General features: G+C 70.2%; 21 protein-coding genes and 1 tRNA gene. 12 read left to right on the forward strand and 10 right to left on the reverse strand.

Features of this window, described 5'->3' with window-relative positions; genetic code table 11:
* Positions 1 to 133 precede the first annotated feature (133 nt).
* Positions 134 to 661 carry a methylated-DNA--[protein]-cysteine S-methyltransferase gene (locus tag D8Y23_RS03730; RefSeq protein ID WP_128216827.1) on the reverse strand — a complete coding sequence of 176 codons (528 nt, stop codon included), beginning with the start codon at positions 659 to 661 and terminating at the stop codon, positions 134 to 136.
* 199 nt (positions 662 to 860) lie between these two features.
* On the opposite strand from D8Y23_RS03730, the gene D8Y23_RS03735 reads away from it, so the two are divergent.
* Positions 861 to 4,568, forward strand: a complete 3,708-nt coding sequence (locus D8Y23_RS03735) for an AAA family ATPase (protein WP_128216828.1) — start codon at positions 861 to 863, stop codon at positions 4,566 to 4,568.
* Complete coding sequence (locus D8Y23_RS03740; RefSeq protein ID WP_128216829.1) at positions 4,565 to 4,810, forward strand: hypothetical protein; 246 nt, start codon at positions 4,565 to 4,567, stop codon at positions 4,808 to 4,810. Before D8Y23_RS03735 ends, D8Y23_RS03740 begins: the two co-directional genes overlap by 4 nt.
* 82 nt (positions 4,811 to 4,892) lie before the next feature.
* Here the strand turns inward: D8Y23_RS03740 and mscL are convergent, their stop codons facing one another.
* From mscL to D8Y23_RS03755, 3 genes are read right to left on the reverse strand one after another with little or no spacing between them, the layout of a single operon-like run.
* Positions 4,893 to 5,309 (reverse strand): large conductance mechanosensitive channel protein MscL, encoded by a 417-nt coding sequence (mscL, locus tag D8Y23_RS03745; RefSeq protein ID WP_128216830.1) that lies wholly within the window; start codon positions 5,307 to 5,309, stop codon positions 4,893 to 4,895.
* Between the two features lie 34 nt (positions 5,310 to 5,343).
* Complete coding sequence (locus D8Y23_RS03750; RefSeq protein WP_128216831.1) at positions 5,344 to 5,622, reverse strand: FmdB family zinc ribbon protein; 279 nt, start codon at positions 5,620 to 5,622, stop codon at positions 5,344 to 5,346.
* A 19-nt stretch (positions 5,623 to 5,641) separates the two neighbouring features.
* Complete coding sequence (locus D8Y23_RS03755; RefSeq protein ID WP_128216832.1) at positions 5,642 to 6,235, reverse strand: 5-formyltetrahydrofolate cyclo-ligase; 594 nt, start codon at positions 6,233 to 6,235, stop codon at positions 5,642 to 5,644.
* A 66-nt stretch (positions 6,236 to 6,301) separates the two neighbouring features.
* Between D8Y23_RS03755 and galU the strand changes: the two genes are divergently transcribed.
* The 4 genes from galU to D8Y23_RS03775 all read left to right on the forward strand — a co-directional run bounded on the left by galU (position 6,302) and on the right by D8Y23_RS03775 (position 9,197).
* Entirely contained in the window at positions 6,302 to 7,192 is an 891-nt protein-coding gene (galU, locus tag D8Y23_RS03760) for a UTP--glucose-1-phosphate uridylyltransferase GalU (RefSeq protein ID WP_128216833.1), read from the forward strand.
* Between the two features lie 14 nt (positions 7,193 to 7,206).
* Positions 7,207 to 7,830, forward strand: a complete 624-nt coding sequence (locus D8Y23_RS03765) for a GNAT family N-acetyltransferase (RefSeq protein ID WP_128216834.1) — start codon at positions 7,207 to 7,209, stop codon at positions 7,828 to 7,830.
* 166 nt (positions 7,831 to 7,996) lie between these two features.
* Positions 7,997 to 9,043, forward strand: coding sequence for a large exoprotein (locus D8Y23_RS03770; RefSeq protein ID WP_128216835.1), 1,047 nt, complete (start codon positions 7,997 to 7,999; stop codon positions 9,041 to 9,043).
* 78 nt (positions 9,044 to 9,121) lie between these two features.
* A tRNA-Ala gene (locus tag D8Y23_RS03775) sits at positions 9,122 to 9,197 on the forward strand.
* A 69-nt stretch (positions 9,198 to 9,266) separates the two neighbouring features.
* Here D8Y23_RS03775 and D8Y23_RS03780 read toward each other — a convergent pair.
* Positions 9,267 to 9,617: a winged helix-turn-helix transcriptional regulator gene (locus D8Y23_RS03780; RefSeq protein ID WP_128216836.1), complete on the reverse strand. Its 351-nt coding sequence runs from the start codon at positions 9,615 to 9,617 to the stop codon at positions 9,267 to 9,269.
* 78 nt (positions 9,618 to 9,695) lie between these two features.
* Between D8Y23_RS03780 and D8Y23_RS03785 the strand changes: the two genes are divergently transcribed.
* A complete protein-coding gene (locus D8Y23_RS03785) occupies positions 9,696 to 10,340 on the forward strand; it encodes an FMN-dependent NADH-azoreductase (RefSeq protein WP_128216837.1) in 645 nt (214 codons plus the stop codon).
* A 78-nt stretch (positions 10,341 to 10,418) separates the two neighbouring features.
* Here D8Y23_RS03785 and D8Y23_RS03790 read toward each other — a convergent pair whose 3' ends face one another.
* The 4 genes from D8Y23_RS03790 to D8Y23_RS03805 all read right to left on the reverse strand — a co-directional run bounded on the left by D8Y23_RS03790 (position 10,419) and on the right by D8Y23_RS03805 (position 14,356).
* A complete protein-coding gene (locus D8Y23_RS03790; protein WP_128216838.1) occupies positions 10,419 to 11,705 on the reverse strand; it encodes an ABC transporter permease in 1,287 nt (428 codons plus the stop codon).
* The gene (locus D8Y23_RS03795) at positions 11,705 to 12,475 is read right to left on the reverse strand and encodes an ABC transporter ATP-binding protein (protein ID WP_128216839.1); all 771 of its coding nucleotides are present in this window, start codon (positions 12,473 to 12,475) and stop codon (positions 11,705 to 11,707) included. Before D8Y23_RS03795 ends, D8Y23_RS03790 begins: the two co-directional genes overlap by 1 nt.
* Positions 12,472 to 13,515, reverse strand: a complete 1,044-nt coding sequence (locus tag D8Y23_RS03800; RefSeq protein ID WP_128216840.1) for an efflux RND transporter periplasmic adaptor subunit — start codon at positions 13,513 to 13,515, stop codon at positions 12,472 to 12,474. The genes D8Y23_RS03795 and D8Y23_RS03800 overlap by 4 nt, the downstream gene beginning before the upstream one ends.
* A 103-nt stretch (positions 13,516 to 13,618) precedes the next feature.
* A complete protein-coding gene (locus D8Y23_RS03805; protein WP_240663762.1) occupies positions 13,619 to 14,356 on the reverse strand; it encodes an SDR family oxidoreductase in 738 nt (245 codons plus the stop codon).
* A gap of 102 nt (positions 14,357 to 14,458) precedes the next feature.
* Between D8Y23_RS03805 and D8Y23_RS03810 the strand changes: the two genes are divergently transcribed.
* The 4 genes from D8Y23_RS03810 (at position 14,459) to D8Y23_RS03825 (ending at position 17,042) form a co-directional block, all read left to right on the forward strand.
* Positions 14,459 to 15,304 (forward strand): helix-turn-helix domain-containing protein, encoded by an 846-nt coding sequence (locus D8Y23_RS03810; protein ID WP_128216841.1) that lies wholly within the window; start codon positions 14,459 to 14,461, stop codon positions 15,302 to 15,304.
* A gap of 201 nt (positions 15,305 to 15,505) precedes the next feature.
* The gene (locus tag D8Y23_RS03815) at positions 15,506 to 15,853 is read left to right on the forward strand and encodes a histone-like nucleoid-structuring protein Lsr2 (protein ID WP_128216842.1); all 348 of its coding nucleotides are present in this window, start codon (positions 15,506 to 15,508) and stop codon (positions 15,851 to 15,853) included.
* On the forward strand, positions 15,834 to 16,613 hold the full coding sequence (gene budA, locus D8Y23_RS03820; RefSeq protein ID WP_128216843.1) for an acetolactate decarboxylase: 780 nt from the start codon (positions 15,834 to 15,836) through the stop codon (positions 16,611 to 16,613). The genes D8Y23_RS03815 and budA overlap by 20 nt, the downstream gene beginning before the upstream one ends.
* Positions 16,614 to 16,703: 90 nt before the next feature.
* The gene (locus D8Y23_RS03825; RefSeq protein WP_128216844.1) at positions 16,704 to 17,042 is read left to right on the forward strand and encodes a histone-like nucleoid-structuring protein Lsr2; all 339 of its coding nucleotides are present in this window, start codon (positions 16,704 to 16,706) and stop codon (positions 17,040 to 17,042) included.
* Positions 17,043 to 17,099: 57 nt separating this feature from the next.
* Here the strand turns inward: D8Y23_RS03825 and D8Y23_RS03830 are convergent, their stop codons facing one another.
* Positions 17,100 to 18,173 carry a Glu/Leu/Phe/Val dehydrogenase family protein gene (locus D8Y23_RS03830; protein ID WP_128216845.1) on the reverse strand — a complete coding sequence of 358 codons (1,074 nt, stop codon included), beginning with the start codon at positions 18,171 to 18,173 and terminating at the stop codon, positions 17,100 to 17,102.
* Positions 18,174 to 18,291: 118 nt separating this feature from the next.
* Here D8Y23_RS03830 and D8Y23_RS03835 point away from each other — a divergent pair, with 118 nt between their 5' ends.
* Positions 18,292 to 18,768 carry a YbaK/EbsC family protein gene (locus D8Y23_RS03835; RefSeq protein ID WP_128216846.1) on the forward strand — a complete coding sequence of 159 codons (477 nt, stop codon included), beginning with the start codon at positions 18,292 to 18,294 and terminating at the stop codon, positions 18,766 to 18,768.
* Positions 18,769 to 18,807: the final 39 nt, after the last annotated feature.

The raw sequence follows: 18,807 nt of genomic DNA on the forward strand, positions 1-18,807 counted from the left end.
GCCCCAGCCGGGTCGGGCGACGTGCGTGAGGTGGCCGTGCGTCGTCGCCGAGCGGGCGAGCCGGCACGCGCCCCGCCGCGGCCGCCGCGACCCGAACCGCCGCGCCCGTCGCCCCGCCCCGCCGCGGACGCCGCTACGCCGGAGTCCGCAACCGGTCGGCCGCCTCGTTCTCGAGGTCGAGCAGGAAGTGCTTCACCTCGGGATGCCCGCCGTATTCCCCGATCGACCCGTCGGCGCGGACGACGCGATGCACCGGGACGACGATGGAGAACGGCGTCATCGCGCACGCCGTTCCGACCGCGCGCGCCGCCCCGGGGGACCCCGCCATGATCGCGACCTCGCCGTACGAGGCGACCTCGCCGTAGGGGATGCGTCGCACCGCCTCCAGCGCCGATCTCGTGAAGCCGGTGACCAGGCGCCAGTCGAGCGGGATCTCGAACACCCGCCGCCGGCCCGCGAAGAACTCGTCGAGCTGCACCGTCGCGTCCCTCGCGGGCGCCGGATCGGGGTCGGGAACGACGCCCAGGCGCTGCGCGATCGCTGCGCGAGCAAGATCGATGCCGTCGTGCGCGACATCGAGATGAACGAGGGCGTCGTCGACGAAGGTCAGCAGGATCGGGGCGAAGGGGCCGTCGTAGACGGTGCTGGTGACTGTGCTCATTCCTTCATCCTCATCACGCGTCGCGCCCGCCGCGGCGGCTTCCGGCCGATCGGTGGACGGTCCCCGCAATCGCGCCTCGGGGGAGGAAGGGCCGATCGTCCGGCGTGTCGCGCAATCGAGCGAAACTCGGGTCCGCTGCACGCCTTCTGCAGGTGCCCGGCTTAGTCTGGCAGGTGTGTGGCGAGCTGAGGACGGCGTCGTGACGGGCGCCGAAGGCGACGTTCCGACGTCGATCGATCCGGGCGAGCTGCGACTGTCGGAGCCCGGCATCGTGGTTCGTCACGTCGCCGACCCCGAACGCGACCGGATCCGCGCGGAGGCGGCTGCCCTCGGCGGGCGATCGACGTTGCTGCGATTCGACGACGCGCGTGACGCCGGCATCGACATCACCAAGGCCCACCCCGGTTCTCTGCCGCAGTTCATCACCGGTCGAGCGACGCTCCTGTCGAATCTGTTCCGCGACGAGGTCGCCCTGCGCACCGCCCGCATCGCCGCGGAGCGCATCACGGCGAAGAACGTCGAGCTGCGCACGGCCCGTGGCCTCGAGCCCGTCCACCTCGCGGTGGGCCTGGCCGGCTGGAAGATCGGGGGAGTGGAGTGGTCCGCCCCGGTGCTGCTGAGGCCGCTCGCGATCCGCCGTCACAACGGTGACTTCGAACTCAAGCTCCACGGCGCGTTCGTCATGAACCCCGAGCTGGCCCGCGCCTTCCGCACCCACCTCGGCATCCCCATCGACAGCACCGCGCTCGCGAGCCTCGCGTACGACCAAGGGGTCTTCAAGCCGCAACCGGTGATCGACCACCTGCGTCGCCTCACCACGCACGTGCCCACGTTCGTCGTCCACCCCCGTCTGATCATCTCGTCGTTCGCCGACGTCGGATCGGGCATGGCGCGCGACACGCAGCACCTCGATGTCGCCCTGCTGAACGCGCTCGCCGGCCACCCCGACGATCGCGCGCGCGTCACCGTGCGTCCGTCCGACCCGGTCGTCACGAGCCCCGACGAGCGCACGCCCGCCGCCGACACCCTTCTCCTGGACGCGGATGCCGAGCAGGAACGGGTCCTCGCCCGGATCGCGGCCGGTCACTCTCTCGCCGTCCACACCCTGCCCGGCACGGGCGGGACGCAGACGATCATCAACGCGATCGGTCAGTGCGTGCACGCGGGCAAGCGCGTCCTCGTCGTCAGCGCTCGCCGCTCCACGCTGGACGGCATCCGCCACCGCCTCGCCGGTGTGGGACTCACCGGACTCGCGGTGTCGCCGACCCACGTGCGCCGCGATCTCATCCGTGCCATCGGTCGCAACGAGAAGGCCGAGCAGCCCAAGGTCTCCGAGATCGACGACGCTCTCGTCCGCCTGCGGTCGGTGCTGCGCGACTACCGCTCCGCCGTCACCGAGCCGCACCTGGCGCTGGGCGTTTCGGCGCTCGACGTGCTGCGGGCGCTCACCGCACTGGCATCCATCTCTCCGGCGCCCTCGACGACCGCCCGGTTCGATCTCGCGACGCTCGAACGCCTCGCCGGACGCCGCGACGCGGCGGCCAAGGCGCTGGCAACGGCGGCGCGCCTGGGGGAGTTCCGTTTCGGCCCCGACGACTCGCCCTGGTACGGCGTGAGCTTCACGCGCACCGAAGACGCGCGCGCCGCCCACGACCTCGCGGGCAAGCTGCACGCGCAGGACGTTCCGCGCCTCCTCGAACGCGGATACGAGCTCATCGCGCAGACGCGCATGCGGCCCTTCCAGACGGTGTCCGAGCTGGGCGCGTACCTGAAGCTGCTGCAGGGCATCCGCGAGTCGCTGGATCGCTTCAGCCCGACCGTGTTCGAGCGACCGCTCGGCGAGCTCATCGACGCGCACTCGCCGCGGCGGGACTCGTCCGCGATGAGCGGACCGAACCGTCGGCGTCTGCGCCGGCTGTCGAAGGAGTACGTGCGGCCCGGCGTCCACGTGCCCGACATGTACGAGGCGCTCGTGCGGATCCAGCAGCAGCGCACCGAGTGGCAACGCGTCGTGGACGCGGGCGTCACGCCCGAGGTGCCGCTGGGCCTGGCCGACGTCCACGTCGGCTGGCAGCGGGTCGATGCGATGCTCGGCGAACTCGACCAGATCCTGGGGCGGCAGGGCTCCGAGCGCCTCGCGACGCTGCCGGTGCAGGTGCTCGTCCGCACGCTCGCGGGGTTGGCGGCGGAGTCGACGTTCTTCGACAATCTCGTCGAGCGCGCGCAGCTGCGCGGAGAACTCGCGCGCCTCGGTCTCGAGCAGCTCCTCGTCGAGCTGTCGGTGCGGCACGTCCCGGAAGACCGGGTCGGCGACGAACTCGAGTTCGCCTGGTGGCAGTCGGCGCTCGAGCACCTGCTGCGCACCGATCGGGCGCTCCTCGGGGCCAACACGAGCGTCGTCGACCGCCTCGAGCGCGATTTCCGTCTCGTCGACGAGGCGCACGCGGCCGCGGCCGGACCCCTGCTGGCCGCCGAACTCGCGAAGCAGTGGCGCATCGGCATCGTCGATCACCCGGACGAGGCGGCGGCGCTGAAGTCCGCGCTCAAGGACGGTCTGCACACCGCGCAGGAGATCGCGGATGCCGCTCCGACCCTGTTGCGCACGCTCGCACCGGTGTGGCTGGCATCCCCGTACGACGTCCCCGACGTTCCGACCGACCTCGCCTTCGACGCGGTCATCGTCGCCGACGCGGCTGCGCTGTGCCTGACCGAGGCCGTTCCGGCGCTGCTGCGCGCCCGGCAGGTCGTGCTGTTCGGCGATCCCGTCGTCCAGAAGCCCACACCGTTCCGTGTGAGCGCCTCGCTCTCCCCGACGGCCGCCGATGACGCGGACGACGTCCTCTTCGACACCGTGTCCGTCTTCGAGCGGATCGCCGAGCTGTTCCCCGTCGAGACGCTCACGCGCAGCTATCGCGCGGGCGGCGAAGACCTCGCGCAGCTGGTCAACGACGCGTTCTACGGCGGCGAGATCGTGTCCCTTCCCTGGGCGGGCTCGTACCTCGGACGCGGCAGCCTCAGCGTCGACTACGTCGAGAACGGCGTCGGCGCGCCCGACCCGGTCAGCGGCGCGGTCGAGAGTCCGGATGCCGAGGTCGCCCGTGTCGTGACCCTGGTCGTCGAGCACGCGGTGAACCGCGCCACCGAGTCGCTGATGATCGTCACCGCCAGTCGCAAGCACGCCGAGCGCGTGCGTGCGGCGGTGGAGGCGGCGCTCGCGGGACGCTCCGACGTCGCCGCGTTCATCTCGCGGGATGCCGCCGAGCCCTTCGCCGTGCTGACCCTCGAGGAGTCCGTGGCCGAGAGCCGCGACCGCGTCGTGTTCTCGCTCGGTTTCGGTCTCACCCGTCACGGCCGTGTGCTCAGCGACTTCGGCGACCTCTCGACCCCCGACGGAGAGCGTCTGCTGACGGTCGGCATGACCCGGGCTCGCCGGTCGATGGTCATCGTCTCGTCGATCCGTCCGTCGGCCTTCGACGACGGTCGTCTCGAACACGGCGCCGCGACGCTCATGGGCATCCTCGGCAACCTCGCCGGCCGAGGCCGCGAGTCCCGCCTGGAGGACCTCGCCGACCCGCTCACGCGTGCGCTCGCCCGCGAACTCCGCCGTCTCGGAGTGGAGGTCGACCTCGACTACCGCGGTCTGCTCCCGCTCGTGGCGCGTTACCGCGGCAAGGCGGTCGTGGCCGAGAGCGACCCCGAGACGATCGGCGAGTCCCTCCGCGAGACCCTGCGGCTGCGTCCGCAGATCCTCCGCCGGCTCGGCTGGCACTACGTGCGGGTGCACGCGTTCGATCTCTACAGCGACCCCGCGGGCGTGGCATCCAAGATCGCCGAGCTCCTCGGGCGTGCGCCGGACGACGCCGCGGCGCCGGGCACGAGCACCGAGCCCCTCGACCTGCCCGGGTGAGCGCGGTGGCCTCGACTCCGGATGCCACCGGTCCCGACGCCGAAGACCGGGAGGCGCCCGCCGGAGCACGTCAGCCGGTGGTGCGGGTGCGTGGAGCGCGGCGCGCACGCCTCTTGCCGGCGCCGGGGACCAGCGCGGAGCCCGCACCCGCCGACGACCGTACCCGGGAGCGGCCCGCCGCCCCGGTGGCATCCGGCCCGAACGACGCCCAGTTGCTGCGCGACGTCCCGCCGCACTACTGAACGACACGAAACGCCCCCGCTGCGAGAAGCGCCGTATGGTGGCGTGTCTCGAAGCGGGGGCGTTCTTCAGCGCGGCTCGCGATCAGGCGCGCGGCTGACGCTCCAGCAGGTCGCGGATCTGCACGAGAAGCTCCTGCTCGGTGGGGAGCTTCGGCTCGTCGGTCTGCTCGACGACGCCCGCCCGGGCCGCCGCGCGCGCCTTCCAGCGGTTCATCGGGAAGACGAAGGCGAAGTACACCACGAGGGCGACCGCGAAGAAGCTGATGACCGCGGTGAGCAGCGAGCCGAGCGGGAACGTCACGGTCTGCCCGTACAGACCCGTGATGCTCGGTCCGAACTCGCCGTTCTCGTCGGCCACGTAGAAGATCTCGACGATCGGGTTGATGATCGCACTCACGATCGCATTGACCACCGCCGTGAACGCTGCGCCGATGACGACGGCGACCGCGAGGTCGATGACGTTTCCGCGGAGGATGAACTCCTTGAATCCCTTGATCACGACGTGGCTCCCTTTCCGCCGCGTCGCCGAAGAGTCAGGATGCCGGGGCGGACGCGGTCTTCGTCGATTCCGAACTCGATGATGTCGAAGATCCGCTCGAGTCGCCGGATGCCGCGCCGGAGGCGGCTCCATTCGACCCGCGGGAGTCGGTGCGGTAGAAGCCCGAGCCGTTGAAGGTCACGCCGATCGACCCGTACTGCTTGCGCAGTTCGCCACCGCATTCGGGGCACTCGGTGAGAGCTGCGTCGGAGAACGCCTGGACGGCGTCGAAACGGTGACCGCACTGCTTGCAGGCGTAGGCGTAGGTAGGCATGGGCGTGTCCTTCGGGTGGTCAGGCTGCGGAGTCGATCGCGAACGTGCGTGTCGGCGTCACGACGCCCGTGACGGGCTGGTCGTGCACGTCGCGCGGCACGTCGTCGAGGAACTCGGAATCGAAGATGACGGCGTAGACGGGCGGGCACTTCTCCATGGATCCGATGGTCTTGTCGAAGTAGCCGCGGCCCCAGCCGAGACGCATGCCGCGGCGGTCCACCGCGGCGGCCGGGATCACGAGCAGGTCGACGTCGTTGACCGCGATCGGTCCGAGCACGTCGCCGACCGGTTCGGGCAGTCCGAACAGACCCTCGGCGATCTCGGCATCCGGTGTCGCCACCGTCCAGTCCAGGAGCCCGTCCTCGCGCGTGATGGGAAGGAGGACCCGGATGCCACGCGCCACGGCACCCGCCACGAAGGCGTGCGTGCCCGGTTCGGTGGTCGTCGACAGGAAGCAGGAGATGCTGCGCGCGCCGAGCCGGTCGACGAGTGCATCGAGTTGCTCTTTGATGCCGGCCTCGGCCGCCTCGCGCCCGTGCGCCGACACGATCTGGCGTCGTTCACGCAGATCCGCACGCAGAGCACGCTTGGCCTGCTCGATGCTGTCGGGCATGCAGTAAGTGTATGTGCGTGCGGGATGGGTAACAGCGCTGTCGCACGACACCAGTAGGGTATGCGCATGCCTAACAAGCCCTTCAAGGCCGTGATCCCGGCCGCAGGACTCGGTACTCGCTTCCTCCCGGCCACCAAGGCCATGCCGAAAGAGATGCTGCCGGTCGTCGACAAGCCCGCCATTCAGTACGTCGTCGAGGAGGCGACCGGAGCCGGCATCCAGGACGTCCTCATCATCATCGGCCGCAACAAGAACAACATCGCCAACCACTTCGACTCGATGCCCGAGCTAGAGACGAAGCTGCGTGAGAAGGGCGACCACGACAAGCTCGCCAAGGTCGAGCACTCGTCCGACCTCGCCGACGTGCACATGGTGCGTCAGGGCGAACCCAAGGGCCTCGGTCACGCGGTGCTCCGCGCCCGCAGCCACGTCGGCGACCACCCGTTCGCGGTGCTGCTCGGCGACGATCTCATCGACGAGCGCGACCCGCTGTTGACGAAGATGATGGACGAGTACACCAAGCGCAACGCAACGGTGATCGCCCTCATGGAGGTCGACCCCGAGCACATCCACCTCTACGGTGTCGCCGCGGTGGAGCCCACCGACGACGACGGCGTCGTGAAGGTGACGCAGCTCGTCGAGAAGCCCAAGGCCGAGGATGCTCCCTCGAACCTCGCCATCATCGGCCGGTACGTGCTCGGCCCCGACGTGTTCGAGATCCTGGAGCACACCGAGCCCGGCAAGGGCGGCGAGATCCAGCTGACCGATGCGCTCGAAGAGCTCGCCACCGGCGGCGGCGATGGTGGCGGCGTCTACGGCGTCGTCTTCCGCGGTCGTCGGTACGACACCGGTGACCGTGTCGACTACATCAAGGCGATCGTGCAGCTCGCGTCCGACCGGGAAGACCTGGGTCCGGCCCTTCGCCCGTGGTTCAAGGAGTTCGCGGCGGGTCTCTGACCCGACGGGATGCCATGGATCTTTCCGTCCCACGACGGCGCGGCGAGGTGTCGATCCGTCTCATCCGCAATCGTGACGCGCGTGTCCTCCAGCAGCAGCTGATCGACAACCGCTCGTGGTTGCGGCCGTGGGAGGCGACGAGCCCCGACGGGCCCGTCTCGTTCGACATGCGCCTGGGTATCCGGCGTCTCCTTCAGCAGTATCGCGACGGCCTCGGCGTTCCCTTCGTCATGGAGTGGGACGACGAGGTCGCCGGTCAGCTGAACGTATGGGGAGTGTCGCGCGGCTCGTTGGCTTCGGCGACGATCGGGTACTGGGTGGCGGAGGAGTACGCGGGTCGCAACATCACGACGATCGGCGTCGCTCTCGCCACCGACGTGTGCTTCACCGAACTGAATCTGCACCGCGTCGAGATCTGCATCCGTCCCGAGAACCACGCGAGTCTGCGCGTGGTCGAGAAGCTCGGGTTCCGCTACGAGGGACTGCGCCGGCGCTACATCCACATCGACGGTGACTGGCGCGACCATTACGCCTTCGCCCTCGTCCGCGAAGAGGTGCCGCACGGCGTCCTCGACCGCTGGGAGCGCGGCCAGGTGCCGCCCGACGCCGCGCGCATCCCTCCGGCGGATCGGCTCTAGTCCGCGCCACCGAGCTCGAGACTGCTCCGACGCCGAGAGTGCATCCGGCGGGCGAGATGCCCGCGGACTGCGGCGGTTTCGCCGATCAGGTGCAGTCTCGCGATCCACGCGCACGACACGCGGGGGGATGCCGAGGTGTGACCCCGCCGTGACCTACCGTGGTGCCATGGGTGGACAGGTTCTCGGCGGCGGGGTGATCGTCTTCGTCGCGGTCGCGCTGTGGTTGGTGTACCTGTTGCCGTCGTGGCAGAGCCGGCATCGCTACACGTCGGCGGAGCGCAACGCCGTGCGCCTGAACCAGGCGCTGCGTGTGCTCGCCGAGACGGCGGAGACTCCGCGCGAGGTGCACCTCGAGCTCACGGCTCGCACCGCCCACCAGCAGCAGAAGCTCGCCCGCCAGGTGCAGGCGCATAAGGCGCAGACCGACCTGGCCGAGGCGAAGGCCCGGCTCGAGGTTGCTCGTCTGGAGGCCGCCCGTGACCGCGACCTCGTGAATGAGCAGCGCGCCGCCGCCCTCGAACTCGCCCGCGCCGAACGCGCGGCTGCCATCGAGGTGGCCAAGGCCGAGCGCGCCGCGGCGCTGGAGAAGACGCGCGCCGAGCAGGCCGCGGCCGTGGAAAGGGCTCACGCCGAACGCGCGGCCGCCGTCGCCCGCCCTGAACTCCGACGGGCGCGTGCGCGTCGCCGGTTCCGTCTCGCGACGACCATCTTCGCGGGCCTGGGGCTCGCGGCCGCGGTGGCCGGTGGCATCCAGGTGTTCCTCGGTGCGGCACCCGTTCTGCTGGTGGCGGGGGGAGTGGCCGTCGTTCTCGCGCTCGTCGTGCTGCAGCGTCTGGCGCGTGTTGCGGCTCGGGCGACCGCCCGGCCGGTGGCCGTCGCGGTCGAACGCGCCCCGGTCGTGGTGCAGGACTTCGGTGCCGCCGCCCCGGCTCCGCGCCCGACGTGGACTCCCCGGGAGCTGCCGCGGCCCCTCGTGGCGTCGGCGGGCTCACGTGCCGCGGCCGTCGTCGACGAGCAGCTCGCCCGCGAGGCGCTGCGCGCAGCCGCTCGCGAGCAGGTCGCGCGCGAGATCGCCGAGTCGCAGGCTCCCACGCCGATCGAGGTCGCCCGTCCCGCGGCCGTCTCGCCGTACACCGCGATGGGGTACGTCGACGACGCCGAGATCGAAGACCACGTGCGCCAGCTCCTCGAGCGTCGCGCGTCGGGTCAGTAAGCACCGGTTGCGGCACGCCCGGGAGGTGGCACGCGTCGGTGTGTGCGAGGGCTGCGTGATAGTGTTGTCGAGTTGTCCGGGCCTGTGGCGCAGTTGGTAGCGCGCCTCGTTCGCATCGAGGAGGTCAGGGGTTCGAATCCCCTCAGGTCCACCACATCGGAACGGCGCTTCTCCCTCGGGAGAGGCGCCGTCGTCGTTTCCGCTCGGCCCCGGGACGGTTCGGTCAGGGGCGCGAGGCGCCGGCGGGAGCCAGGTTCTCCCGCGCCCAGGCGCCCAGCTGATCCAGCACGGGGAGCACGCGGCGGCCGGCGTCGGTCAGTTCGTACGACACCGAGATCGGCGGGCCCGCGTCGACGGTGCGGACGGCGAGACCGGTCGCCGCGAGTTCCGCGAGACGATCGGAGAGCACCGCGTCGCTGATCCCCGACACCGCCCGACGCAGGCCCACGAACGTCGTGGCGCCCGATCCCAGCGACGACAGGATCATGCCGTTCCAGCGCTTACCGAGCACCGAGAAGGCGAGCGTCACCGCGGCATCGCAGTGGTGCACCTCGTCATCCGTGCTCTCGGGCATGCCCCTATCGTACGCGTGCTACAGTCTGGCTAGCCGCTCTGTTTTTACGAGTGACTCTCACTTTCTGATTGGAGTCTCATGTCGCTGTTCCGCTTGGATGCCAGCATCCTCCCCGCCTCGAGCGCGAGCCGTTCTCTCGCCGACCTCGTCGAGCAGGAGTGGGTCGCGGCGCACCCCGACGCGGGTGTCACGCGTCGCGATCTCGCGACCGACCCGGTCCCCGCCACCGCCTGGGCTGACGCCGTCACGGGAAAGTTCGTCGCTGAAGAGGATCGCTCCGAGGGGCAGCGTGCCGCGCAGGCCCTGGCGACGACCTTCGCCGACGAGCTCATCGGTGCCGAGGCGCTGCTGTTCGCCGTCCCGCTGTACAACTACGGCGTCTCGCAGCACTTCAAGACCTGGTTCGACCTCGCCTACACCGACCCGCGCATCGACCCGCAGGGTACGGCCCTTCGCGGCAAGCCCGCGACGCTCGTGACCGTGCTCGGCGGCAACTACGCGCCGGGGACGCCCAAGGAAGGCTGGGACCACTCGACCGGCTGGCTGCGCCGCGTGCTCGAGGACGTCTGGGGTCTCGACCTGCGCGTCGTCGAGCGGCCGTTCACGCTCGTCGGGGTCAACCCGGCGCTGGATGCCTTCACCGACACGGCCCTCGCGCTCAAGCTGAAGGCAGAGAGCGACGCCGTGACGTACGGTCGCGAGCTCGCGAAGTCCCGCCCCTGAACGCGTGAGGGGTCGAAATGTGTCGCCTCGAGCCACCAGAAGCGACGATTGTTGACCCCTCACGCCTCACGCGACCGGTCAGTACCGGATCGCGTCGATCACCTTCACCCGGACCGCGACGAGAGCCGGCAGCAGGCCCGCGAGCGCACCGACCGCGGTGGCCGCGACGAGCCCGGTGATCGCGGCATCCACGGGGAAGGGTGGGAAGTCGCTCACCATCCCCTGACCGATCTGGTCGCGCAGCCACGGCGACTGGACGATGAGGATGGATGCCATCACCCCGACGGCTCCCGCGACCACCGTGGCCACGACGCTCTCCATCATGACGGCGAAGAACACCCGGCTCGCGGTCGCGCCGAAGCTCCGGCGAATGCCGATCTCGCGCACGCGCTGTTTCACGGTCACGAGCGCGATGTTGACCAATCCCAGCGCGCCCAGGAGCAGTACGAGCACCGCGATGCCGATGACGACCATCTTGGTGACCAGGAACGGATCCTCGCCGTACGTCGCCCAGTCCTGGCGGCTGATGTTCACCTCCGTGCCCTCGCCCAGGGCGGCGGCGAGGTCACGGGTCACGAGCGTCGTCAGCTGATCGGCGAGCTCGGGCGGCACCCACATCTCGTACTGCGACTGCGGGGCACCCCCGTACGGCGCGCCCGCGGCGGTGTCCGCGCCGCCGCGACCGATCGCGGCGTCCTGCACGGCCTGCGCCTGGGAGGCGAGCATGAACATCGAGGGCTCGGTCTCCCACGTCAGCGACGGTGTGACGCCCACGACGACCGCGGTCGTTCCCCCCGGGGCGATCCCGGAAGCCGCGCCGGGCACCGCCTGTCCGCCCAGTGCCACGACCGGGTGCGTGGACAGGTCGGGGCGACCCATCCGGTCCCAGAAGATCTCGTTGACGATGAGCCGCGGCGCCAGCTGTTCGGCATCCATCGGCGTGAACCATTCGCCCTCGAGCATCCGGACGCGGTGCATCTCGCCGTAGGGCTGATCGACCGCCTGGGTCGCGACCTGGGCGACGCCGCCGACGAACGGCACCATCTGCGACGTCTGCTGCGCGCGCGTCGCGTAGGCGATGTCGTAGCGCTGCACGACGTCGTTCCAGGCGGCATCCATCCGCTGCGGGTCGATCTCGCCGTCCAGACGGAAGGCCGACACGTTCAGGCTCGCGGGACGGCCGCTCTGCCGCTCGCTCATCTCCTGGTTCGCCTGCTGCACGATCGCGCCGAGGGCGACCACGGTCGTCAGCGAGCACACCGCGACGGCGACCCCGATGAGCGACAGCAGCACGCGCGTGCGATGGACCCGCACCTCCTGCCATGCCTCGAGCAGGGCGCCGACGAGGCTCGCCAGCGCGCGCATCAGCGGGCCTCCTCGACGTCGGCATCCGCGTCCTCGGTCGGCGCCATCTCCCGCACCTCGCGCCGCGTGCGCGGTTCGAGCGTCGGGTCGTCGACGGGGGTCAGGATGCCGCGATCGAGGCGGAAGTGCCGCCGGGCGCGCCGGGCGATCATGGGGTCGTGCGTGATGATCACCTGGGCCGCATCGGTGCGCTCGGCGACCTCGTCGATGAGTTCCATGACGCTCTGCCCCGTGTCGAGGTCGAGCGCGCCGGTCGGTTCGTCGGCGAGGATCAGGCGGGGCCCGCGCACCAGGGAACGAGCGATCGCGACGCGTTGCTGTTCGCCGCCGGACAGGCGGTCCGGCAGGCTGTGCAGGCGGTGCCCGAGACCGACGAGGTCGAGCATCTCGGCGGCGATCCTGGTGCGTCGCCAGAACGTGCGTCCGCTGGAGTAGAGCAGCGGCATCGTGACGTTCTCGAGGGCTGTGCGCCCCTGCAACAGGTTGAACTGCTGGAAGACGAATCCGATCGCCGCGCCTCGGAGGCGGTCGCGGCGCGCGGTCGACAGCCGGCGCACCGGGTCACCGTCGAACGTGATCTCGCCGCTCGTGGGCAGATCGAGCAGGCCAAGGAGGTTCAGCAGTGTCGACTTGCCCGAACCGGACCGGCCGACGATCGACACGTGGTCGCGCGGCTCGATCGTGAGGTCCACTCCCGAGAGGATCGTCAGCGCGGGCTGATCCGGCGGGAGGACCGTGCGAGTGACCTCGCGCAGCTCCAGCAGGCTCACGGCAGCGGGACCGATTCGCAGTACATGGAGCCGTCGGGGTAGGTGGTGCACCCGTCCGTCGCGCCGGCCATGGCGCCCGGTGCGAACTCGAGGATCTGCTCACCTTCGGTGAGCCCCTCGGTGATCTGGACCTGGCTGCCGTCCGTGAGCCCGAGAGCCACGGCGCGCTCTTCGGCCGCGCCGTCCGGGGTCGAGACCCACACCGTGCCGCTCTGCGCGGCGCCGCGGACGGCGGTCGTCGGGACGACGAGCACGTTCTCGGCGATGCCTCCCGAGATCGTCATCTCGGCGGCGAGCCTGGCGAAGACGGTGACGTCGCCGGGCACCGCGCACGTCGCGGTCGTGCCGGAACCGGCCGCGCCGCCCGCGGAGCCGGTGTCGCCGGACGTCGGGGCCGTGTCGGCCTGTTCCCCCGCCAGCGGGGTCGTGATGCGCAGGTTCGTGCACGTGAAGGCGGCGGGCCCTCCGGTGATCGTGACGGATGCCTCGCCGGGGCGGTTCAGCAGACGGTACTGCTGCGCGGGCTCGAGGCTTCCCGAGACCGAGAACGACGGCGGAGCGACGTTACCGGCCGCGGCCCCGACCGCGAGCTCCTGCCCCTCGATGACCGACAGCGAACTGAGCGTTCCCGCGATGGGCGCCTCGACGTCCTCGTAGCGGAAGATCGCCGGCTTCGGCTTGCCCTCGGCATCCACGCTGTCGGCCGGGTCGCGCTCGATCGGCACCTTGACGTCGAAGATCACGTCGCCCTGGGCGACGGTCGCGCCCTGGGCGATGAAGATCCTGTTCACCGTGCCGGCCGCGGTCGATTTCAGCGGCACCGCCGGATCGGCCGACACCGCGGCTGTGATCACCACATCGTTCGTGATCGTGCCGGTCATCACCGCGACCGTCGGCTCGACGATGGTCCCGGTCGGCTGCGCCGGATCGGCCTCGGCGGGCCGATCGGGAAAGAACGCCAGCTTGATCAGTGCGGCGGCGATGATCGCCACCAGCAGCATGCGCAGGATCGGAAAGATCCACGTGCGTGCGATCCCCATGAAGCCCCCCGGAACGGTGATCGTCGTCTCCCTTCACCCTAGGGGATGGGCCCGACGCTCCCCGCCCGGGGGACGCTGCGGGGTCAGTGGGGGTCGGCGGCGTTCACCGCGCGGACCGTCTCGGCGTAGACGCCGCGCGCCTCCGCGTGCGAAGGAACCCGACCCGCTCGACCTGGATCTCCGTGGCATCCGGCTGTTCCCGCAGGATCGTCATGACCTCGTCGGCGAAGTCATCCAGCGGCATCGCGAACGCGCTCTCGCGCTGGCCCGGGAGCAGGTCGGTGGCGACCGAGGGCGGTTCGAGCTCGAGCACGGATACCGACGTGCCCTCCAACTGCAGGCGCAGCGACTCGCTGAACATGTGGATCGCCGCCTTCGTGGCGTTGTAGGTCGGGGTGGCACGCAGCGGCACGAAAGCGAGGCCGGACGACACGGTCATGATCGTGGCATCCGGCTGCTCCTGGAGATGGGGAAGCAGGGCAGCGATGAGACGCAGCGGTCCGAGGACGTTGGTCGTCACCGTCTCCTCGGCCGTAGCCAGGACATCGGGGCCGACGGTCCAGTCCTCCACCCGCATGACCCCCGCCATCGTGACGAGCACGTTCAGCCGAGGGTGTCGCGAGACCACCTCGCGCGTCACCTCCGCGATGGATGCAGCGTCGGCGGTGTCGATGCGGACGGTGTCGATACCTGGGTGCGTGCCGGCGATCTCGTCGAGGAGTTCCTGACGGCGGCCGCCGACGATGACGGTATTGCCGGCTGCGACCAGACGCTCGGCGAGAGCGAGGCCGATCCCACTCGTGGCGCCGGGGATGAAGATGGTGTTTCCGGTGATGTTCATGGGGCCAGTCTTCGAGGTGCGGAAGGTGGCATCCAGGTCCGGTCCGTCCGGGGGACTGGCGATCCCTGGATGCCGCCCACCCCGCGCCCGCAGGATGGAGGCATGGACCGAAGCGGAATGGCGGATTTCCTGCGCGCACGCCGGGAGGCGCTGCGGCCCGGCGACGTCGGATTGACGGAGGGGCCGCGGCGGCGGACGACGGGCCTGCGGCGCGAGGAGGTGGCGGCCGCGGCGGCGATGTCGGTCGACTACTACACGCGCCTGGAACAGCAACGGGGTCCGCAGCCCAGCACCACCGTGCTCGCCGCTCTCGCCCGAGCCCTGCGGCTGACCAGCGACGAACGCGACTACCTCTTCCGCCTCGCCGGCCACGCCGTGCCGGATCGGCTCGGTCGCGCCGACCACGTGTCGCCGGCGTTGCAGCGCGTGTTCGCGCGCCTGGGGGACACGCCGGCGCTGATCATCTCGCACGTCGGCGAGACGCTGGCGCAGAACGCCCTCGGCATCGCCCTGCTCGGCGACCACGTCGGAGCTCGCGGCTGGGCGCGGTTCGAGGCGTGGCGGTGGTTCGTGACGCCGCACGTCGATCGCGAGATCTACCCGGCGGACGATCGCGAACGTCAGAGCCGCGCGATCGTCGCGGGACTCCGCGCCGCGTACGGCGTCCTCGGCGCGTCGTCCACGGCGGGCGAGCTCGTCTCCGAGTTGCTCCCGCGCAGCGAGGAGTTCCGCACCCTGTGGGAGCGGCAGGAGGTCGCGCAACGCTTCGCCGACCACAAGGTCCTCGTGCACCGTGAACTCGGCGCCATCGAGGTCGACTGCCAGGTGCTCTTCACCGAAGACCGCAGCCAGGCGCTTCTGGTGCTGACTCCTGAACCGCGGAGCGAGGCGGAGGAGAAGATCCGTTTGCTCGGCGTCCTGGGCGTCCAGCGCTTCTCGCCGGAGTGAAACCGCGGGATGCCACGCGCAATGCGGGAGAGATTCACGCGACAGCTCTCCCGGAGGGGCCGCACGAGGCGAAGGCGTCCCGGGGATTGCTGCTTCTGACGGGCGTGTATAGGCGGGTATTGCCAGCCCCTTGTGAGGCTGCGATATCACAGCTCTCACGACCGCGGAGCGAATACGTCCGAGGTGTAGAGTTCTGTCACCATGGCAATTAAGCACATCACGCATCTGGTAGACGATCTCGACGGAAACGTCCTCGAAGAGGGCGACGGAAAGCAGATCACTTTTTCGGTCGAAGGCCGCTCGTACGAAATCGACCTCTCCGATCGGAACGCCGACAAGTTCTACGCGGCCGTCGCCCCGTTCGTGGACGCCGCCCGCGCTGTCAATCGGTCGGGTTCCGCGCCTCGGCGTGGCCGTTCCCCGCGGCGGTCGAGCGACATCGACCTGGCCGCCGTCCGTGAATGGGCACGCGCGAACGGGCACACCGTGAGCGACCGCGGTCGTATCCCCGCGTCGGTTCTCGAGGCCTATGGGGCCGCCAATTCCTGACGGTGCGGTCCTGCCGTCGAGTGATGGCAGGGCTCCCGTACTCCCCGGCGCCGTCCGGCAATTCGCGGTGCTGGATGCCTTGATGGGCGGCGTCTACAGCTCGGGTATTCCTGTTTCCGAGCTCGATTCCTGGGGAGACACCGGAATCGGCTGCTGCGAGGGCCTCGGTGGAGAGGTGATCCTCATCGACGGGGAAGCCTTCGAGTGCACCGTGGATGCCGAGCCCCGGCGCATGCGTCACGACGAGACGCTGCCGTTCGTCGAGGTCTGTCCGATGGGGGACGTTCCGGGCGAGCCGATGGCGGGTCTCGGTCTGGACGGCCTCACGGCGGCGGTGGAGCAACGGTTGGCGAGCCGGAACCTCTTCCACGCGGTGCGGATCGACGGAGTTCTGACACGGGTCCGCACGCGCGTGACCGCGAAGCAGCACGGGCCCGGGCGTCCCCTCGCGGAGGTCGCGGCGGAGCAGATCGAGACCGAGACGCGTTCTTGTTCGGGAACACTGATCGGATTCTGGATGCCGCGGATCTATCAGGGCATCTCTGTGGCCGGCCTGCACCTGCACTTTCTCAGCGACGATCGTCGAGTGGGCGGACACGTTCTCGACCTCGACATCGGCGCGGCCGTTCTGCGCGTGTGCGGATATTCGCAGTTCTCGCTTCGACTTCCGCTGGATGAGCATTTCCTGTCGACCGAACTCACTCACGGCGAGGATCACCGCATCGTCGCGGTCGAAGGTGGCGCGGAGCGATCTTCGTAGAATGACTGACGATGCGAGCGGGGTTATTTCTCGGGTGAAGTCGTCGACTTCCTAGGTAATCTTTTCGTTCGAACGTTCTACAATCACACCATGGCGAAAAAGCAGATCACGCAACTCATCGACGACCTCGACGGGTCCGTCATCGACGACGGCACTACGATCCATTTCTCGGTCGAGGGGCGCGCCTATGAGATCGATCTCTCATCCGACAATGCGAAGAAGCTCCGCGAGGCGTTCGAGCCTTTCGTGTCGGCCGGTCGTCCTCTCGGTTCCGTTCCGTCGGGAGCTCGTCGCCCGACCAAGCCGCGTTCGGATTCGGGCCGCGATCTCGGTGACGTGCGTACGTGGGCCGAAGAGAACGGCTATTCCATCAACTCTCGCGGCCGTATCTCCGCCACGGTCCTCGAAGCGTACGACGCCGCGCACTGAGCCGAAGAAGAACCCCGGATGCGTGGCATCCGGGGTTTCTTCATGTCCGAACGACGATTAGACGAGGGCGGTCGATGAGGCCCCGACGCGCAGGCGGTCGGCCGCGAGACCCTCGGCGGCGGCCAGCGGCGTGACACCGCGCGTCTCGGCCTCGGTGAAGACCTGGCGCAGCGTGTCGCCGATTCCGGCGACGCGGTCCATGATCGCCTCGCGCGAGCCGAGCTGCTTGGCCACGAAGTCCAGGTAGATCACACCCCCCGCATTGACCACGAAGTCCGGGGCGTACAGCACGCCCCGGGCGGCGAGGCGCTCGGCACCCGCGCGCTCGGCGAGGGGGTTGTTCGCGGGTCCGCAGACGGCACGAGCGTCGAGCGCGTCGATGACGTCGTCCGTGAGGACGCCGCCGATGCCGGCCGGGACGAACACGTCGGCGGGCACGAGATGCACCTCGCTCGGCTCGACCCAGGCGGCGCCCAGTCGAGCGGCGAGCGTCCGCTTGGCCGGGTTCACATCGGTGACCGTGAGCACCGCGCCCTCGGAGGCGAGGCGTTCCGCCAAACGGCCGCCGACCTGGCCGAGCCCGGCCACGGTGATCCGGCGGTCGCGCACCTCGCCGGAACCGACGACCCGCTCCAGCGTCGCCACGAGCGACGCGTACACGCCGAGGCTGGTGGGGCCTGCAGGCTCGCCCGAACCGCCGACGGCATCGGGAAGGCCCACCACGTGCGCCGTGCGCTCGCTGACCACGAGCATGTCCTCGGTGGTGGAACCCACGTCCTCCGCTGTCCGATAGAGCCCGCCCAGGCTCTCGACGGCGTCGCCGAGATCGAGGAAGGCGGCGCGGCGCCGGTCGGCGTCGAGCACCGTTTCGGGCGGAAGGCCGATGACGGACTTGCCGCCCCCGGCGTCGAGGCCTGCCGCCGCGTTCTTCAGCGTCATCGCGGCCGACAGGCGCAGGGCGTCGCCGAGAGCGTCGCTCCAGTGCGGGTAGGTCCACAGGCGCGCGCCGCCGAGAGCGGAGCCGAGCACGGAGGAGTGCAGGGCGACGGAGATGAACAGGCCGCTGCGGCGTCCCGTCACCACCTCCACGCGCTCGTGGACGAAATCGGGCAGGGGGAGGGCGTTGGTCATCGCGTTCCTTTGGTCGGTCGCCTTGTGGGCGGCTCTGTCGTGGGTGCCGCGGCGTTGCGGCATCCACTCCCATTGTGACCCGGCGGTGCGGTGCGGGCGAGCGCTCTATGCTGGCGCGATGAGCGTGTCTCTTCCCGCCCGTAGCCGTCTCGTGGCCGCCGCGCTGGAGCGCGCGGGGATCGCGGGCGAGATCGTCGTCCTCCCGGATGCCGCGCACACCGCGGCGTTGGCCGCGGAGGCGCTGGGTATCGAGGTCGGGGCCATCGCGAACAGCCTCGTGTTCTGGAGCGACGACGAACCGCTGCTCGTGATGACCAGCGGCGCGCACCGCGTCGACACGGCGGCTCTGGCCGCGCGCCTCGGGCGCGGTGGCATCCGTCGCGCGAGTCCGGAACAGGTTCTCGCGGCGACGGGGCAGCCCATCGGCGGTGTGGCGCCGACCGGGCACCCCGCACCGCTGACCACCGTCGTCGACGAGGACCTCGCGGCGTTCCCGCAGATCTGGGCCGCCGGCGGCACGCCCCACACCGTGTTCCCACTCACCTTCGACGAGCTCGTTCGCCTCACCGACGGCACGGTCGCGACGGTCGCCTGAGGCCTCGTGGACGCCGGCGTGTGATGGCTCGGTGTCCAA

Origin of the sequence: Microbacterium enclense (assembly GCF_004022425.1) — a bacterium.
Lineage (GTDB): Bacteria > Actinomycetota > Actinomycetes > Actinomycetales > Microbacteriaceae > Microbacterium > Microbacterium enclense_A.

Bases quoted from the DNA above. Each gene is read 5' to 3' on its own strand.
- D8Y23_RS03790 (WP_128216838.1), bottom strand. From the start codon at position 11,705: ATGCGCGCGCTGGCGAGCCTCGTCGGCGCCCTGCTCGAGGCATGGCAG.
- D8Y23_RS03755 (WP_128216832.1), bottom strand. From the start codon at position 6,235: ATGCCCGACAGCATCGAGCAGGCCAAGCGTGCTCTGCGTGCGGATCTG.
- D8Y23_RS03835 (WP_128216846.1), top strand. From the start codon at position 18,292: ATGAGCGTGTCTCTTCCCGCCCGTAGCCGTCTCGTGGCCGCCGCGCTG.
- D8Y23_RS03750 (WP_128216831.1), bottom strand. From the start codon at position 5,622: ATGCCTACCTACGCCTACGCCTGCAAGCAGTGCGGTCACCGTTTCGAC.
- D8Y23_RS03785 (WP_128216837.1), top strand. From the start codon at position 9,696: ATGTCGCTGTTCCGCTTGGATGCCAGCATCCTCCCCGCCTCGAGCGCG.
- D8Y23_RS03780 (WP_128216836.1), bottom strand. From the start codon at position 9,617: ATGCCCGAGAGCACGGATGACGAGGTGCACCACTGCGATGCCGCGGTG.
- D8Y23_RS03770 (WP_128216835.1), top strand. From the start codon at position 7,997: ATGGGTGGACAGGTTCTCGGCGGCGGGGTGATCGTCTTCGTCGCGGTC.
- D8Y23_RS03815 (WP_128216842.1), top strand. From the start codon at position 15,506: ATGGCAATTAAGCACATCACGCATCTGGTAGACGATCTCGACGGAAAC.
- D8Y23_RS03805 (WP_240663762.1), bottom strand. From the start codon at position 14,356: ATGAACATCACCGGAAACACCATCTTCATCCCCGGCGCCACGAGTGGG.
- galU (WP_128216833.1), top strand. From the start codon at position 6,302: ATGCCTAACAAGCCCTTCAAGGCCGTGATCCCGGCCGCAGGACTCGGT.
- D8Y23_RS03730 (WP_128216827.1), bottom strand. From the start codon at position 661: ATGAGCACAGTCACCAGCACCGTCTACGACGGCCCCTTCGCCCCGATC.
- budA (WP_128216843.1), top strand. From the start codon at position 15,834: ATGGGGCCGCCAATTCCTGACGGTGCGGTCCTGCCGTCGAGTGATGGC.
- D8Y23_RS03800 (WP_128216840.1), bottom strand. From the start codon at position 13,515: ATGGGGATCGCACGCACGTGGATCTTTCCGATCCTGCGCATGCTGCTG.
- D8Y23_RS03810 (WP_128216841.1), top strand. From the start codon at position 14,459: ATGGACCGAAGCGGAATGGCGGATTTCCTGCGCGCACGCCGGGAGGCG.
- D8Y23_RS03830 (WP_128216845.1), bottom strand. From the start codon at position 18,173: ATGACCAACGCCCTCCCCCTGCCCGATTTCGTCCACGAGCGCGTGGAG.
- D8Y23_RS03765 (WP_128216834.1), top strand. From the start codon at position 7,207: ATGGATCTTTCCGTCCCACGACGGCGCGGCGAGGTGTCGATCCGTCTC.
- D8Y23_RS03825 (WP_128216844.1), top strand. From the start codon at position 16,704: ATGGCGAAAAAGCAGATCACGCAACTCATCGACGACCTCGACGGGTCC.